Below are 16112 nucleotides of genomic sequence, written 5' to 3' on the forward strand. Positions count from 1 at the left end.
TACGAGCGCGGGCGCTTCGGGCGCGATCGTAGAACGCTTGGCCGCTTGGGGAGACCCCGGCCGACGGCCGACAGGCTCGGGCCGTGTCAGAAGGCACCGAAGAGCCAGTTGCCGGGGGCATCGGGGTCCGGTGAGCAGTAGAACTGGCGGGTTGCGTCGGTGAGCCGGGCGAGGTCGAGTCCTTGGATGTCGCCGGGATACAGGTGGGCCAGTGCTTGCGCGGTGTCTTCGGCGAGGGCACCTTCGGCGGCGAGGAAGCGGCGGAACTCGTCGCGGTCCAGGGTGGCATCGCCGTCCTTGTCGCACACCTGCATGATCACTCGCAGGACGGGGACGATGGCGTGGTCGAAGCCGTCGGGCCGTTTCAGCAGGCTGCCGACGCTGGTCTCGATGAATTCGCCCTCATCGACATGACCGTCTCCGTTGGCGTCGCCGTGGCGGTGCATGGCGGTGAAGAGCCGGGTGTAGGTCTCATGGATGACCACCGCTCCGGGCGAACCCGCCGGGAGGCCGAATTGGTGCTGAAAGCGGTGGGCGATGGCTTGGTAGTCGGTCAGCTCCAGTACGCCGTTGCCGTTGACGTCCAGAAGCCGGAACCGTTTGCGGAGCTTGCGGAGCTGCACATCGTTGGGTGTCACTGAGAATCCGGATTCAGTCGGAGGGTCTCCAGGCGCCGGGCCACCACGCTGGGGCGCCAGGCCGGCTCGGGATCGGCGAGCCGCGGGTGCGGATAGCGCAGGATGAAGCCGCGGAGGACGGAGCCCATGGTGAGTTGGGCAAGGTGGACGCCCACGCAGAAGTGCGGACCCGCACCGAAGGCCAGCGGCTCCACATCGGGCCGCATGAGCCAGAGCCGGTCCGGGTCCCGATAGCGGTCAGGGTCACGGTTTGCGGCACCGAGCAGCAGCATGAGTTTCTCTCCGGTGCGCATGGTGCCCACCGGTGTGGATACGTCCGCGGTGATCCGGCGAGTGAGGATCTGGACGGGGCTGTCGTAACGGACAAGTTCGGCCAGGCTGCCGGCGGCGCGTGGGGGATCGCCCCTGAGCCGGGCGAACTCGGCCGGATGCCGCAGTAGGTGAAACATCGAGCTACAGAGCTGGCCGACAGTGGTGTCGATGGCGGCGACCAGCAGGAGTACGGCGTTGGCCAGGCCGTCCTGTGGGCTGAGGGACCCCTTGTCCGCCAGAACCTGCGCGGCGAGTCCACTCGGCTCGAGTGCGCCGACGCGCCGGGCATCGTCGACGAATGCCCGGCATTCACGCAAGGCGTTTTCCACGCGGGCGCGGACCGTTGTGGGGGTAAGGGGATCGGTCATCCTGATGATCGCCGAACTCCACCGGGCAAGGTCGCGGTCATGCGTTGCGGGAAGCCCGAGCAGCGTCCGAGCCACCGCGGTGACGATCGGTTCGGCCACCTGCGAGGCGAAGTCGACGACTCCCTTTCGGGGCAGCCTCTCCAGTGCCGCGTCGACCATCCGCTCCACCCTCTCCCGGTGGAGGGTCACCGCTCTGGGCGCGAGGAATCGTGCGGCCGGTCGGCGCAGGTCCCGGTGTGCTGCTCCGTCGGTCAGCAGCATCCACCTGCCACCGTCCTCGACCGCTGTGTCACCCCGGCGGGCTCGCCAGGCGGGCTCGCCGGGGAAGGCGACTGATACTCGTGGGTCCCGGAGCAGTGCGGAGACTTCCCGGAACCCCAGGGCAATCCACGGGCCGTGCGTGCTGCGAAAGAGCGGACCGTTCGCCCGGAGCCCGCCATAGACCTGGTGGGGATCGCGATGGAAATCCGGATCCGACAGGTCCAGGTCCACTAGGAGCGGACCGGCCCGAAGAGCTGACTCCCCGGCGCCGAGGGGTCGGCGCTGCCGTAGTAGTCCTCGATGATCCGTGCGAAGGCCTCTCTGGAGAGCCGGCCGTCCACCAGCACCCGAGCGATGACGTCGTCACCCATCGGGGCATCCATGACTCTCAGGAGGCGACGGAAATCAGCTGCGCTCAGGTGGTCGTCATGATCACGGTCCGCGTTGGAGAAGACCGCATGGGCCACCGGCCGCATCGCCCTGCCCTGGGACTTGGTGACGCTCGAGCCGACCGAGGTGAGGAACTCGGCCTCACTGATCCTGCCGTCGCCGTCTGTGTCCATACGGGACAGCAGCCGGTCGAACAGGTTCAGGTACTGGTGGCGCAGGTTCTGCGCCGAGGGGCTGGCCGGCTCCACTTGGAACTCGTCGAGCATGCGGTCGACGATGGCGTTGTAGTCGTCCCGCTCGAGGAAGCCATTGCTGTCGGTGTCCAGCGCGCGGAACTGCGCGGTGGCTTTGCGCTGCTGAAAGCTGAGCTGCTGGGGCGTCTGGGCGGACATCGGCACTACTCCCCGTCTCACGGTGTGGGCTGGTTTCGCTCACGAGAAACCAGTCCCTGCTTGACTCGAGACAAGCACGCGAACGCCGGCAGCGGTGGCGTCATGGAGTCACGCCACCCGCTCGTGGCGGTCGGCCGCAAGGATTTTCGAGAGAGGCAGGGCATCGCTCACCGACCCGCTGCCGTGAGGCGCTCGAACGACGTCCAGTGCGGGTGCGCGGGTGCTCGGCCGGGGGGCAGCCGTCCCGTCGGCTCCACCGGCCACGGCAGGCTCCACAGCAAGGCGGACACCTCGGCGGTGGCCTGATTCAGCCGGGCCATTCCACTGCCGGTGGCGGCCGGCGGGGGCGGTGGGAGAGCAACCGGATGCCGATCGGAATCGGTTGCCGCACCACTGCCACCCCGCCGGCCGGGACACCGGACCGGACGGACCGCCGAGATCAGGCCACCGGAACCGGGTAGGTCGGGTACTCCACCCCGGAGACGTGCTGGACGACGCGGATGACCTGGCAGGAGTAGCCGAACTCGTTGTCGTACCACAGGTACAGGATCGCGTTGTCGCCGTCGACCTTCGTGGCGCCGGCGTCGACGATCGACGCGTGGCGCGAGCCGATGAAGTCGCTCGAGACCGCGTCGGGGGCGCTGATGAAGTCGATCTGGCGCTTGAGCGGCGAGGTCAGCGACACGTTGCGGAGGTAGTCGAGGACCTCCTCGCGGGTGGTCTCGCGCCCGAGCCGCAGGCTGAGGATCGCGATCGAGACGTCCGGCACGGGGACGCGGATCGAGCTGCCGGTGATCGGCGCCTTGAGGTCGGGGAGCGCCTTGGCGACGGCGGAGGCGGCACCGGTCTCGGTGATGACCATGTTGAGCGCCGCCGAGCGGCCGCGGCGGTCGGAACCGTGGTAGTTGTCCAGCAGGTTCTGGTCGTTGGTGAACGAGTGGACGGTCTCCACGTGGCCGCGCAGGACGCCGTACTCGTCCGCCATCGCCTTCAGCGGCGGGACGATCGCGTTGGTGGTGCAGGAGGCGCAGGACAGGATCTGCTCGTCCGGCTTGATCATGTCGTGGTTGACGCCGTGCACGATGTTGGGGACGTCACCCTTGCCGGGGGCGGTCAGGACGACCTTGTCGATCCCGGGGCGCAGGTGCTTCGACAGGCCCTCGCGGTCGCGCCACTTGCCGGTGTTGTCGATGAGGATGGCGTTCTTGATGCCGTACGCCGTGTAGTCGACCTCCGACGGGTCACCGGCGTAGATCACCTTGATCTCGTTGCCGTTGGCGATGATCGTGTTGTTCGCCTCGTCGACGGTGATCGTGCCCTGGAACTGGCCGTGGATGGAGTCACGGCGCAGCAGCGAGGCGCGCTTGACGAGATCCTCGGCGGCCCGGCCGCCGCCCCCGCGGACGACGATGGCGCGCAGCCGCAGGCCGTTGCCGGAGCCGGACTTCTCGATGAGCAGGCGGGCGACGAGGCGGCCGATGCGGCCGAACCCGTAGAGGACGACGTCGCGCGGCTCGCGGCGCTCGCTCTTGTTGGCACCCGTGGCGCCGGCGACGGCCCCGGCGGTGAACTCCTCCACCGAGAGACCGCGGTCGTCGGTCCGGTACGTCGCGGCGAGCATGCCTATGTCGATCTGGGAAGGGCCGAGATCGAGCGTGGTGAGAGCCTGCAGGAACGGCAGCGTCTCGGTGACCGAGAGTTCCTCACCGGCGATCTGCCGGGCGAATCGGTGGGTCTTGAGGATGCTGACCACCGACTTGTTCACCAAGGAGCGGCTGTGAAGCAGGACCGTGACGTCCCTCTCCCGGTGCAGCTTCCCGATGATCGGGATCATCGACTCCGCGATCTCTTCGCGGTTCTTCCAGTTTGTGAACGAGTCCTCGTTGACAGTCACAGGTCCATCTTTCGAGCTAGGCGGCGCTCATATGCTAACCCCATGCCATTTTGATCATTCAACCGGTGCCACCTGAACGGGATGCCGTGATCGGGTCCCATGGTCGCGCCGGAGAGTGAAATAAGCCCATATGCGGCGTAAAGGCGTACTAGGTTGTGTTTGTTTGTCCGTATATGCCCATGCGTGACCCTCGTCGGCCTCGGCACCGATGTGATCCGTGTCGACCGTGGCCGCGGCATCGCGAGGCGGTGGAACGAGTCCGGGAGCTGCTCCCCCTCCGGGGCGATCACCTGGTCGACGGTCCTGATCGTCTACCGGGCGAGCCGCGATGGTGTGGCCGCCGCCGCTACGGGCTCTGAGCCGGCCTTGGAGGCGGACCGGATCCGACGGACGACCTCCGCGTACGTCCGGCCTCCTGACCTGAACAGGACGTGACAGGCGCCTGCCGCAGGACCATGCTGTCCACGGGCAGCCCGGTACCGGGCCGACTGCCCGACTGTGAAAGTTCGTCGAGATCTGGACGCAATGCCGCTGTCTTATCGAGCCTTCGAAGGCTCGGACATGCGGAAACATCGTCGATCAAATCCTTCGACGGCTGTTGGGCCACTGGTATTGCGCCGAGCCGCACGGTTCTTGGCACGACAAGCCGACTCGTCGAAGGAGTATCTGGAAATCATGCGTGTCGCTTCGCGAAACAGACTCGGTGCTCTCGTCGCCGCGACCCTGCTGGCCGGCGCAGGTTCAGCCGCCACCGCCACACCGGCGCATGCGCAACCAGCGCAGGCCTCAGCCGTCACGCCCTCCGCCGGTGTCTTCAATCCCATCAAGAACATCGGTAACAGCAAGTGCCTCCAGCCCGCAGGCGGATCCACGGGCGAGGTGGCGATCGTGCAAGCGACCTGCGTCACCGGCAGCCTCGCGCAGCAATGGCAGTTCCTCCGGCTCTCGGGCGGCAACTACCACCTCATCAATCAGCTGAGCGGCCTGTGTATGTACATGAACGGTCCGGTCGCCGCCCGCTCACCCATCGCCCAGGTGGAGTGCACCACGGTCAGCAACGAGGAGTGGAAGAGCTCGTCACCGCCGCCCGACGTCGTGACGCTGATGTCGAGGGCGGGTCATCGTGACACCAACCTCTGCATCGACGTGCCAGGCGGGCAGTCGGACGAGGGCCTGGCCGTGCAGATCTTCGGCTGCAACGGGACCCTCGCGCAACGCTGGACCATCGGTTTCTCCTGAAAGCCCGCACAACAGCGGTCGCGGCTACCGCCCGCCCCGGCACCATCCTCGCTCCACCTGGAGGGAACAACATGAACAAGCGGCATAGCGTGGCCGGTGTTCTTCTGGCGGTCGCAGTGTCCGGTACCGCCTTCTCGGCAACCGGGCAACCTGCCCAGGCGGCCGGCCCGAACTACTTCGCCATCGTCAACTACGGCAGCGGGAAGTGCGCGGGGCTGTCTCCCGCCGAGTACGAAAACAATGGCGCGCGGGTCATACAGCAGACCTGCAACGGACAGCCCGAACAGCAGTGGGCGCCGGTCGCTCTCGGCGGTGGCAACTACCAATGGCTGAACGCGCGGAGCGGCAAGTGCATGGACGTCACGGACGGCAGGAACGCCGACAGGACGCCCATCCAGCAATGGGACTGCACCAACACCTCGGGCATGTCATGGAACGTTGCCGGTGCAATCCCGACGCCCCTTCCGGTGAGAGTGGTCTCGAAGATCGGCGGCCGGTGCCTCGATGTCGCCGCCGGATCGTGGGAGGACGGGGCGCGGATCCAGACGTACCGCTGCACCAGCGGCAACACCGCACAAGCGTGGCTGATCCATCAATGACGGTGCGCAGCGGCGGACACGGCGGTTGCTGTGCAGGCGCCTCGGCAGTTCACCAACGCCGACCGGCTTGTCGAGCTGGGCGAGCCCGCCGCATCGACCTTCCCCTTCCCCACCATGGGTGGCTCGTGGGCCTCACCGACCGATGTGCTGGAGTGGGGGATGGCCGGAGCAGTCGTGTCCGTCGCCTGGCAGCCCCATGACGTTCAGCTCGGGTACCCCACCGTCGAAGATCTCGAAGGTGAACGTCGCTCCTGACGGCGTCGCCACGAGCGCGCACTGGTCGCCGAAAGTCAGCGCAGGGTAGGGCTGCCAGGGACAGCCGGCCTTGTCCAGGGCGGACACCACGTCCGGGTACCCGATGGCCGCGGGGAACGCGCTCGTCCCACCGGCGATCGGCGCGGGGAGCTCGACGGTGTCCCGCCAGGCCTGTAGGCAGATGAGAGAGACCTTGCGGCAGGTGCAGACGCTCAGCTCAAGGTCTCCGTAGGCGAAGAGACGCGGCCACTCTCCGCACTGGCCCATCGTTCCCACATCCCACGGTTCTCCGAGTGCCGCGGTCACATCGCTCCAGCGGGCGCCGCTGAACACCGGGCCCAATCGGCCCGTCCTCGCCACGTCGGTCAGGACATCGAGTATCTCCACGAGACGGAGCCTGACAGGTGTCCTGACCAGGAGTCCAGCGGTTTCGTATGCCCCATTCGCCGATCTGCCGAGCGCCCCGGACTCCGCTCGTCACCGCTGCCTTCGGCAGGCCCCGAAGCCGGCACCGGAAGGCAGCCCACGGTCACCGGCCCCGGCCCCGGCCACTCGTGACGCCTTCGGCCCGTTCTCGGACACTTCCCGCCGAGTTCAGCAGCTCTCGAACTCCCCTTCCCTCGCTGCGGGTCAACACTGCCGGAAGGGGTCCGAAGTCGTCCGGCATGACATCGAGCATGCTCACGACCTGTTCTCCGTCGCGCTCTGATTCAGCTCCAGCGACCATGCCCGCGCCTCCAACGTCAGCAGGGTGTCCGTGTCGATGACCTTGACCTGGCGGGGGAGGGGAGATCTCTGTTCATGCGGTCATGTTGCCTGGTGCCGGCCGGTCGGCCTGCTGCTCGAAGGGGAACCGGGCGAGCGGGGCCTCACGCTCGAAGAAGGTCTTGGCGCGGATCGCCGCCCGCTCGTCGTCCCGGACCTGGCCGGGCCGGGAACCGTTGCCGAACAGCACTCCGCCGAATCGCATCCGCATGTACGCCGCCGTGTGGTTGAGGCTGGTCACCAGGCCGTCGGCGACGACCTCTGCGTCGTGCGCCATGACCGTCACTCCCCACAGGGTCCGGCCCGCCATCCGCTCCTTGAAGTCCGAGCCGGGCACCGTCAGCCAGCCCGACCAGTAGTCGAGGTAGCGCTTGGTGTGCGCGGAGAGGGTGTACCAGTACAGGGGCGAGGCGATCACGATGTCGGTGGCCTCCAGGGTGGCCTGCCGCAGTGTCTCCTCGTTCTCCCCGGCCGGCCAGGTGTCGGTCTCGTGCCGCCCGTCCTGGAAGTCTGGCAACGGCAGCCGGGCCAGGTCCACCCAGCGCTGCGGTATACCGGTGGGCAACTGCTCGGCGGCAGCCCGGGCGAGGATCTCGGTGTTGCCGTCGGGGCGGGAGCTGCCGAGGACGAAGAGGAACGAGCGGTCCGTGCCAGGGGTCGTGTCGGTGGTCATGTCTGCTCCGGTCTTGGACCCCGGGTGCGGGTGCTGAACGGTCGTGACGCCGACCGCCGCCCGGGGGAGTAGGTGAGTTCCTCGCTTCCAACTCTCCAACCCCCGGTGCTATTCCCGGCAGGTGACGGAGACGCAGGTGCTGGTCGGCCGGCCAGCTGTCCGGGCGGGCCCGCACGGAAGACGCCCGGCCTGACCAGGGCGGAGTCGGCGGTGGCGGTCGCCCCCCAGTCGTGACCGACGATAACCGAGGACTGCTCGCACAGGGCGTGCACCACTGCCGCGTTGCCCTCCACCGGTTCGAGCCATCCGTACGAGTCCGGGTCTCCGTGCTTGGAGGCCGGCCGGTGCGTGATGTCCATGGCCTGCTGCGACATGAACCCTCCAGGGTCATCCGGCGACGGGAGCCCCCTCAATAAGGATTGGGCCGAAGGGGGACGCGTCGGCGAGAATTCCCGGCATGATCCAGAAGTCCGCGGTCGTGCTCGTCGACGAGCTGCTCGCCGCCATCGAACCGATGCCGCACCCCCGACGCCTGAACCACACGGCCGTCCGCGCCAGGGAGCTGAGCGGCAGCGGGGAACTGGGCGCGGTGGTGGCCGAGCTGGCGCGGCGCGGGGCATACGAGCGGGGGCTCGCGGCGCTGGCCGCCGAAGCCGGTCATGACTTCGACTGGCTGGAGACCCGCCTTGCCGACCCCGACCCGGTCGTGAGGCACCACGCCGTCTCCGCCGTCCGGCGGGGCCGCATACCGGACGCCGCCGTGACGGCGGCGATGGACGACGCCCCGGCCGTCGTACGGCGCCGGCTGACGCACGCCGTCGTCGCCGGCCGGCGCACCGCTCTCGCCGATGCCCTCGTCCGGTCCGTCCGTGCGCGCTGGGGTGACGCGGAGGCGGCCAGGCTGTTGCCCGGCTGCGGCACCGACACCGTCGCGGAACTGCTGCCCGGACTCTTCCACGCCGTCACCGGCTGGACCGGGCTCGCCCGCCACCACGCCGCAGCGATCCTCGATGCGGCCGAGAGCCAGCTCACGGCGGTCCCGGAGGCCTCGCGGTGCGGTTGGTGGCAGGCGAACGGGGCGAGCGTGGCGGCCGCAGTCGAGGCAGAGCCCCTGCGGGTGCTCGATCTGGTGGAGCGGCTGTGCCACGAGGAACTGCCCTGGCGGATCCAGCAGCAGATCGGCAGACTGGCGGCCGCGGACCCGGGCCGCACCATCCGGCTGCTGCTCGATCCCGAACGCGGCACAGGGCAACTCCGCCGGCTCGGCTCACCCCTGCTGCGCAGGTTCGTACGCCACGATCCACCCGAACTCACCGAACTGGCCCGCGTGCTCGGCGCCGACGAGCGCGCGCTGACGCACCTGCTGCGCAGGATGGCCCCGTCCCGGCGTGCCGCCTGCTACGACGCCGCCATGGCCGGCCGCGCCACCGGCCACGCCGTGCTGTCGGAGGACCTCCTCGAGGTGCTGCCGCGGGCACGGCGCGAGGCCGAGGCACGGCGGATGGCCGCGCAGGCCCGCGAGTACGGCGCCTCCTGGCAGAGGATCCTCGCCGCCGTCTCGTTCCTGCCGGTGGCAGAAGCACGGCCGGAACTGCTCGCCGCGACCCGCCGTTCCGTGCCCGAGGACCGGGCGTACGCCTACCGGCTGCTGCTGCGCAACGCCGCGCGCACGCGCGATGCGGCCGTCGTCACCGAGCTCCTCGCGGAAGGCCTGGGCCGGCTGCGCAACGAACAGGACCCGGTGCGCTCCCCGGCGCTGATCACGCTCGCCCGCATCCAGCCGTCGCTGTTCACCGACGCGGCCGCGCCCCACCTCGAGCGCATCGCGACGGACGCGCTCGCGGCCCGCGACCTCTCCTGGAACGGCATCTCCGCCCTGGGCAATCTGGCCGAAGCCCTGCTGCGCGAGCATGCGGACACCGGCGAGAAGAAGCTGACCAATTGGGCGCTGCGCACGCTCACCAGACTGTTCCCCGCCAGCTGCCCGCGGCTCGTGGGGCTGCGGCGCGGGCAGGAGCGCGAGGTCTTCGACGCGTTGCTCCCCTCCATCGAAGCGGCCGCGTCCAGGGCCGACTACGCGCCGGCGCTCGACCAGGCCCGTGCGCTCGGGCGGCGCGCTCACGCCGTACCCGAGCTGCAGGACCTCCTGTGGCGGGCGATCCGGCACGGCGACGACCGGACGGCGTCCCAGGCCGTGTGGCTGTGGCTGGACGACCCGAAATCCCGTGACGACCGCCTGACCGAGCTCCTCGCCCTCGACGTCTCGTTCGCCACGCAGCCCCTCGTCCTCCGGACGCTCACAAGCCGCCGCACGGACCTGCTGGATGTCGTGCTGGGCGACACCCCGCCGTACGGGCGTTTCCTGACCGAGAGCAGCCACTGGCTGCCGCTCGTGGGGCCCCACACGGTCCGCTGGGCGCCGCGTCAGCGGGCCGCCGCCGCGCGGCTGCTCGCTCGCGCCGCGGACGACTCCTCGCTCGATACCCACCGGCGCGTCCAAGCGATCCTGTCGGCCGCGTGGATCCCCGGGCACGGGACCGAGCTCCTGCAGCGGTACGCCGACAGCGCGGAGGTGCCGCTGGCCGAGGCCGCGCTCGCCGCCATGGCGCACACGGACCGCCCGGGGGACCACCTGCCGGCGCTGCTCGCCCACGCCGGCGGGGACCGCGCCAGGGTGGCGGTGTACGCCGCGACCCGTGTGAGCCGGTTCGTCGCGCCGTCCCGTCTGGCCGGGGCGTTGCGCGGGCTCCTGCTCGCCGACAGTGGCGTGAAGGTGACCAGCCGCAAGGAAGCGGCCCGGCTCGTGGCCGGCGCACTGCCGGTGCGGGAGGCGGCCGCCCTGCTCGCCGAGGCCTGCGCGCACCCCGGTCAGCACCACGACGTCCAGGCCGCCTGTGTGGCCGTCGTGACGGGCCTGCTGGACTGCCAGGAGTCGTGGGCGCCGCTTGAGGCAGCCGTGACGGGGCGGCGAGAGCTGCGGCTGGCGGTGCTCGGCACCTCGCCGTACCAGCTGCCGGAGCGGCACCGCACGCGCTACGCGGAGTTGATCCACGCCCTGTGCCGCACGGACGATCCCGAGGTCGCGGCAGCCGGGTACGGGGCGCTCGGGCAGTGGTCGCGCTGGGTACCGGAGGCCGCAGGCACGCTCGTGGACGTCGTCACCGACCTGGACAACCGCACCGGCTGGCGGGCCGCGGCCACCGCACTGTGCCGTGTGGTCGCCACCGGCCCGTCCGGCACCCCGGACGTCACACCCCTGACCCGCACCCTCACAGCCCTGATCGCCGCCGACGCCTGCGCCGGGACACCCGACGCGGAACCGGACCGCGACCGTCCCGCCCGCCGACGCGTCCGGCACATCGTCGCCGACCTGGCCCAGGGCAGCCGTTGGAACCACCGCACCACGCTGCCCGTCACACACGCGGTCACCGAACTCCTCGGCGGCTCACCGGACTTCATCGTCGACGCGGTGGAACTGTCGGCCCGGACCCTCGACCTGGACGCGGCGCCGGACGCGCTGGCGGCGGAGCTGACGCGCCTGGCCCGGCTCCACCAGGGCAGGCCCGCGCTCGCGGTCCGTACGGCCGATGCGCTCGACCAGCGGCTACGTGCCTCCCGGAACGGCGACGAGGAGGCGTTCGGCCACGCTGCCCGGACCCTGGCCGAGGACGGCGGCCACGCAGCCGGGCTGTTCGCCGTCACCCTCACCGCCACCGGCGGCCGCCGCACAGCCTGGGCGGTGCACTGGCGCGAGCGGCTGCGCGCGCTGCGCCGCCACCCGCACCCGGACATCCGCGACGCGGCCCTCGCCCTGGTCACCGCCGACGAGTAGTGCGGGGCGTTACGGTCCGGCGACGCCCGCATCAGCGTCCTGACTCCCCTCGACGCAGGACCTCAGGAGACCGGTCCGGGCGACGATCTCGGAGCAATAGCGATCAAAGCTCAAGCAAGCCATGGCGTCACGGTAGGCCCCGGCACTGACAGTTCGGGTGCCGCAAACGCGCCGGGAGGCGACCTCGGCTCCACTCGGTGGCTGGAACAACTGAGCGACCTGTTCGTTGTATGCGTGTACGGCAGGCCACTGCCGGCAGGAGCCGAGCACGCCGCCAAGGCTCATGGCCCACGCGGTGCATGACTCGACCTGATCAGGAGGGTGATCGTGTGATCGTAGTAACCGGCGCGACCGGCAACATCGGACGCAGCCTCGTCCGTCAGCTTCTCGCGGAGGGTGCGTCCGTACGTGCCCTGAGCCGCAAGCCCGAGCGCGCCGGGCTGCCGGCCGCGGCCGAGTCCGTACGGGCCGACCTCACCGACCCCGCGTCCCTCGAACCTGCCCTCAGAGGTGCCGGGTCGCTCTACCTGAACCTCGCGGCGGGCGGCGAGGCGGCGGGCCAGGTCATCGACGCCGCCGTCAGAGCGGGCGTGCGTCGCATCGTCCTCAACTCCTCGCTGGCGGTGACCGGCACGCCCGCCGACAACGAGAACTTCATCGCCCGCATGCACGCCGCCGCCGAGCAGGCGGTCCGCGCCAGCGGCCTGGAGTGGACCTTCGTGCGCGGCGGGATGTACGCCACCAACGCACTCCAGTGGGCCGAGGACATCAAGGCCGATGGCGTCGTCCGCGGCCCGCACCCGGAGGCGGTCGCCGCGCCTGTCCACGAGGACGACCTGGCGGCCGTGGCCGCCCGCGCCCTGCTGGACCGCGGTGGCGATCTCCTCGGCAAGGCCCCCTACGTCACCGGCCCCCAGGCGGTGACCGTGGCCGGGCAGGTGGCCGGGATCGGGCGCGCCATCGGTCGCGGGATCCGGTTCGAGACGGTCTCCCCGGAGGCGGCTGCCGAAGCACTGAGCGCCACGGGCTTCCCGAAGGAAGCTGCCGCCCAGCTCATCGACTACTTCGGTGCGTCCGTCGGAACCGATCCGCTGATCACCGACGAGGTCGGGCGCATCACCGGGCGCCCGGCCCGCACTTTCGAGGAGTGGGCTCGCGACCATGCGGACGACTTCCGCTGACGCCTGCCCTGCCCTGTCCCGCCCTGCCCCCGCCCTGTCCCTGCCCCAGTCCCACCCCGTTCCGCGAGGTCGTCGAGCCGGTCGGGAGCGCGAGTCAGGCCGACCATCGGCCCTCGTCGATTCACACCAGTGCTCAGGCGGCGTCGGGAAGCCTCTTCTTCACGAGAGCGGACACCGGATTCAGGGAAACGATCGGCGACCCTGAAAACGATACGTGCCTCCCGCTGGACGGCGGAGGAAGTGTGGTGGACAACAGGACGGACGCCGTGGCCGTCCTGTTCCGGGACGACAGCTGCTCCCCCCCAGGCATCTCTCGGCCCTGGCGAAAGCGGCTCGTTCGGAGGGGCAACGGTTCCGCACTCCGTGATCTTCACGGCGCCCTGAGAGCTCCGCAGAAGGTGAGTGAAGGCGTTGCGGCCAGGGCGTTTCCGGTGCCGAGGCGGCACGACCATCAGGGTCGAGCTGCACTTCCAGGCCGTGCCGGAGGCCTGAACAAGGAGTTGTGGTTCTCGCGGCCCGGCCTGGCTCGCGGCGGATGTCGGACCCGGCCGGCGTCGGCTAGGAGTCCTTGGCGCCGGTGGTCAGGCCTCGGTTGCGGAGGTCGGATAGGGAGTCGACGTATTGCAGCATCAGGCGGGCGAACTCCAGGCGGTCGTGGTCCGGCCAGCCGGCGGTGATGTATTCGAATGCCTCGCGCTGATGCCGGCGGAAGCGGGCCATCAGCTCGGTGCCCTCGGCGCTGAGCTGGAGGACGGTGCGGCGCCCGTCCTGCTGGGAGGCGGCACGGATCAGATAGCCGGCCTTGATGTTGTCGGTGACCATGCGGCTGGCGACCGAGGGGTCGACGCCCAGGAGTTCGGCCACCGCGCCGACGGTGATCTCTTTGCCGGAGCCCTGGGTGTGCTCCAGAACGATGTTGAGGACGAGCGTTCGGCTCAGGTCCTTCGCCGAGATCGGGTTCTCGACCTCCAGAAGTGAGGTGCGGCGCAGCTTGGAGAACGCCGGGCCCACGGCGTCCAGCAGCTCGTCGTGGGTTCTTGGCTTGTTCGTCGTCACGTGTCCCACCTTATATCCGTGAGATTCAGAAGGCATGTGTTGACATGAAAATATGTGCATGGTTGCATGCATGTGTAGATCTACATGCAAGCCCAGGCGAATGTCCTGTGTCTGAACCTCCGGGAGTAACCATGACCATCCTCATCACCGGCGCCCGAGGCACGGTCGGCCAGGCGGTCCTCAACCGCCTCCACGCCGCGGGCCTGTCCGTCCGGGCCGCCAGCGCCAACCCCGCCGAGCTGGCCGTTCCGGCCGGCATTGAGGTCGCCGAGCTCCTCCTCGACCGGCCGGAGACTTTCCCGGCCGCGCTCCGCGGCGTCCGCCAGGTGTTCCTCTACCCCGAGCCCGGCGGCATCCATGACCTGATCAAGGCCGCCGACGCCGCCGGTGTCGAGCACGTCGTCCTGCTGTCCTCATCCTCGGTCCTCGGTCCCGACGCCGGGACCGACCCGCTCGCCTCGCACAGCCTCAAGGTCGAACGTGCCCTCGCCGACTCGGACCTCACCTGCACCTTCCTGCGCCCGGACGCCTTCGCCAGCAACGCCCTCGGCTGGGCCTACCTCATCGGCCGGAACATGCCGGTTCAGCTCGCCTATCCGGACGCACACATCGCGCCGATCCACCCCGCCGACATCGCCGACATCGCGGCCGAGGCCCTGACCGGCGACTCTCTCAAGGGCCGCTCGATCACCCTCACCGGCACCCAGTCACTCACCTTCCGTGAGCAGCTCGCCGTGCTCTCGGGGATCCTCGGCCGTGACATCCCCATGGTGCCGATCACTCACGCCGAGGCCGAGCAGCAGATGAGCCAGTACATGCCCGCTCAGATGGCCGCTTCCCTGCTCGCTCTCTGGGCTGCCGCCGCATCCGCTGGTCCGGCCGCCATCGCCGACACCACCCATACCCTCCTCGGCCGGCCGGCCCGCACCTTCGAGCAGTGGGCCCGCGAGAACGCCGCCGCCTTCATCCGGAACTGAGCCTGGCCGGGACCGGCCGGGCCTGGCCGGGACCGCGTTCATCAAGGACGGTCGGCCCCGCATCACTGAGAGGCCGGCCACGGCGTGTTGGCGCCGCGTGGCCGTTGCCCTACTTGCCCCAGATCTTCCGGTAGGCCGCGCGATAGCCGGGCGGGTCCCAGGCAGTGACCCCGCCGCTGTTGGCAGCCGTGGCGACGTGCACGGGGGCGACGTATCCGCTGGCGGGCCTGCCGGAGAAGGCACGGTTGAACTCGTCGACGATCTGCCAGCCCTGCTCGGCGAGTGCCTCGGGAACGGTGGCTGCCTGGAACTGCCTGCTGTTGATGCGTTGGAAGGCGGAGGGATCGCCGTCGCCGGCGCCGATGTTGAAGGGGGCGGCGGCGCCCTTCTTGCGTGCTGCGCGCAGGGCCGGGGCGGCGTCGGCGAAGTACACGTCGTTGATGGCGACGGAGTGGGTCCACTTGTCCCGGAAGCGGGAGAGGAGCGCGGAGACCTCCTGGGGGGTCCGGCTGCTCGTGTCCGGGATCGGGATGTTCTCCTCCGTCAGGAGCTTCACCCCGGCACAGGTGGCGAGTTGCTTCTTGATCAGCTCGGACTTGTTCCTGGCGAACGGGATCGAGGCATCGGTGAACACGACGACACCGGCGTTGCCATGGGAGTGTGCGGTGATCCAGTCCGCGCTGATCCTTGCGACGTCCTCGACCCTGGTGGTGATGTTGCTGAAGAGCGCGGGGTCCCTGCTCGGGCCGGGGGAGCCGACCGCGTGCCAGCCGACGAGCGGGATGTGTTCCGCGTTGGCCCTTATGACCTGGCGGGACGTCAGGTGGGGGTCGAAGCCGCCGATGACGATGCCTGACGGCCGGAGGGCCACGGCCTGGCTGAACGCCGCCTGGATGCCGGCGGGGGTGCCCTGGCCGTCGATGACCCGGACGTTCCAGCCGATGGACTTCGCGGCTTCCCGCACGCCGTTGGCGGTGCCCGCGACGCCGGGGTTGGTCATGGTCTGTGCGACATAGACGAGGGTCTTACCGGGGACTGCAGGGGGGCCACTGGTGGGGCCGTTCCATGCGGAGTCGGTCTTCTCGGCCTGCTGAACGGCCGCTTCGGCCTTGGCCAGGGTGGCAGGGCAGCCGGCCTTCGCCGGCCCGGGAGGCAGGGGCGCAGTGCCGGTCGACGAACCGCGCTCGCAGCCGACGGTGACGGCGGCGGCCACTGCCAGGACGACCGCGGCCCCCAGTGTGGTCTTGCGGTTCGTGTGCACGGGTCTTCCTTGCGGAGGG

Annotated in this window: 14 protein-coding genes; 6 read left to right on the forward strand and 8 right to left on the reverse strand. The window is 69.9% G+C overall.

The annotated features are described in order from the left end of the window. Positions 1 to 86: 86 nt before the first annotated feature. The 4 genes from AB0F13_RS25725 to AB0F13_RS25740 all read right to left on the reverse strand — a co-directional run bounded on the left by AB0F13_RS25725 (position 87) and on the right by AB0F13_RS25740 (position 4255). On the reverse strand, positions 87 to 638 hold the full coding sequence (locus tag AB0F13_RS25725; RefSeq protein ID WP_362086841.1) for a hypothetical protein: 552 nt from the start codon (positions 636 to 638) through the stop codon (positions 87 to 89). Further along, a complete protein-coding gene (locus AB0F13_RS25730; protein WP_362086844.1) occupies positions 635 to 1579 on the reverse strand; it encodes a cytochrome P450 in 945 nt (314 codons plus the stop codon). Before AB0F13_RS25730 ends, AB0F13_RS25725 begins: the two co-directional genes overlap by 4 nt. A 230-nt stretch (positions 1580 to 1809) precedes the next feature. Next, complete coding sequence (locus tag AB0F13_RS25735; protein WP_362086847.1) at positions 1810 to 2361, reverse strand: EF-hand domain-containing protein; 552 nt, start codon at positions 2359 to 2361, stop codon at positions 1810 to 1812. A 439-nt stretch (positions 2362 to 2800) separates the two neighbouring features. Continuing rightward, positions 2801 to 4255 carry a glyceraldehyde-3-phosphate dehydrogenase gene (locus AB0F13_RS25740; RefSeq protein WP_362086850.1) on the reverse strand — a complete coding sequence of 485 codons (1455 nt, stop codon included), beginning with the start codon at positions 4253 to 4255 and terminating at the stop codon, positions 2801 to 2803. Positions 4256 to 4438: 183 nt separating this feature from the next. Between AB0F13_RS25740 and AB0F13_RS25745 the strand changes: the two genes are divergently transcribed. The 3 genes from AB0F13_RS25745 to AB0F13_RS25755 all read left to right on the forward strand — a co-directional run bounded on the left by AB0F13_RS25745 (position 4439) and on the right by AB0F13_RS25755 (position 6093). Next, positions 4439 to 4690, forward strand: coding sequence for a hypothetical protein (locus AB0F13_RS25745; protein WP_362086853.1), 252 nt, complete (start codon positions 4439 to 4441; stop codon positions 4688 to 4690). A gap of 240 nt (positions 4691 to 4930) precedes the next feature. Then, positions 4931 to 5494, forward strand: coding sequence for an RICIN domain-containing protein (locus tag AB0F13_RS25750; protein ID WP_362086856.1), 564 nt, complete (start codon positions 4931 to 4933; stop codon positions 5492 to 5494). A gap of 71 nt (positions 5495 to 5565) precedes the next feature. After that, positions 5566 to 6093 (forward strand): RICIN domain-containing protein, encoded by a 528-nt coding sequence (locus AB0F13_RS25755; protein ID WP_362086859.1) that lies wholly within the window; start codon positions 5566 to 5568, stop codon positions 6091 to 6093. Positions 6094 to 6225: 132 nt separating this feature from the next. Here the strand turns inward: AB0F13_RS25755 and AB0F13_RS25760 are convergent, their stop codons facing one another. Beyond that, on the reverse strand, positions 6226 to 6735 hold the full coding sequence (locus AB0F13_RS25760; protein WP_362086862.1) for a hypothetical protein: 510 nt from the start codon (positions 6733 to 6735) through the stop codon (positions 6226 to 6228). Positions 6736 to 7147: 412 nt separating this feature from the next. Continuing rightward, positions 7148 to 7786, reverse strand: coding sequence for an NAD(P)H-dependent oxidoreductase (locus AB0F13_RS25765; protein WP_362086865.1), 639 nt, complete (start codon positions 7784 to 7786; stop codon positions 7148 to 7150). 457 nt (positions 7787 to 8243) lie between these two features. Here AB0F13_RS25765 and AB0F13_RS25770 point away from each other — a divergent pair, with 457 nt between their 5' ends. Together AB0F13_RS25770 and AB0F13_RS25775 are read left to right on the forward strand one after the other, a co-directional pair. Next, the gene (locus tag AB0F13_RS25770; protein ID WP_362086868.1) at positions 8244 to 11618 is read left to right on the forward strand and encodes a hypothetical protein; all 3375 of its coding nucleotides are present in this window, start codon (positions 8244 to 8246) and stop codon (positions 11616 to 11618) included. 329 nt (positions 11619 to 11947) lie between these two features. After that, positions 11948 to 12799 (forward strand): NAD(P)H-binding protein, encoded by an 852-nt coding sequence (locus AB0F13_RS25775; RefSeq protein ID WP_362086871.1) that lies wholly within the window; start codon positions 11948 to 11950, stop codon positions 12797 to 12799. 558 nt (positions 12800 to 13357) lie between these two features. Here AB0F13_RS25775 and AB0F13_RS25780 read toward each other — a convergent pair. After that, complete coding sequence (locus tag AB0F13_RS25780) at positions 13358 to 13855, reverse strand: MarR family winged helix-turn-helix transcriptional regulator (RefSeq protein ID WP_362086874.1); 498 nt, start codon at positions 13853 to 13855, stop codon at positions 13358 to 13360. A 131-nt stretch (positions 13856 to 13986) separates the two neighbouring features. Between AB0F13_RS25780 and AB0F13_RS25785 the strand changes: the two genes are divergently transcribed. Beyond that, a complete protein-coding gene (locus AB0F13_RS25785) occupies positions 13987 to 14832 on the forward strand; it encodes an NAD(P)H-binding protein (protein WP_362086877.1) in 846 nt (281 codons plus the stop codon). 109 nt (positions 14833 to 14941) lie between these two features. Here AB0F13_RS25785 and AB0F13_RS25790 read toward each other — a convergent pair whose 3' ends face one another. Beyond that, on the reverse strand, positions 14942 to 16069 hold the full coding sequence (locus tag AB0F13_RS25790; protein ID WP_362086936.1) for a substrate-binding domain-containing protein: 1128 nt from the start codon (positions 16067 to 16069) through the stop codon (positions 14942 to 14944). Positions 16070 to 16112: the final 43 nt, after the last annotated feature.

Source organism: Streptomyces sp. NPDC026206 (assembly GCF_040638465.1).
Classification (GTDB): domain Bacteria; phylum Actinomycetota; class Actinomycetes; order Streptomycetales; family Streptomycetaceae; genus Streptomyces.

Bases quoted from the DNA above. Each gene is read 5' to 3' on its own strand.
- AB0F13_RS25770 (WP_362086868.1), top strand. From the start codon at position 8,244: ATGATCCAGAAGTCCGCGGTCGTGCTCGTCGACGAGCTGCTCGCCGCC.
- AB0F13_RS25765 (WP_362086865.1), bottom strand. From the start codon at position 7,786: ATGACCACCGACACGACCCCTGGCACGGACCGCTCGTTCCTCTTCGTC.
- AB0F13_RS25730 (WP_362086844.1), bottom strand. From the start codon at position 1,579: ATGCTGCTGACCGACGGAGCAGCACACCGGGACCTGCGCCGACCGGCC.
- AB0F13_RS25735 (WP_362086847.1), bottom strand. From the start codon at position 2,361: ATGTCCGCCCAGACGCCCCAGCAGCTCAGCTTTCAGCAGCGCAAAGCC.
- AB0F13_RS25755 (WP_362086859.1), top strand. From the start codon at position 5,566: ATGAACAAGCGGCATAGCGTGGCCGGTGTTCTTCTGGCGGTCGCAGTG.
- AB0F13_RS25750 (WP_362086856.1), top strand. From the start codon at position 4,931: ATGCGTGTCGCTTCGCGAAACAGACTCGGTGCTCTCGTCGCCGCGACC.
- AB0F13_RS25785 (WP_362086877.1), top strand. From the start codon at position 13,987: ATGACCATCCTCATCACCGGCGCCCGAGGCACGGTCGGCCAGGCGGTC.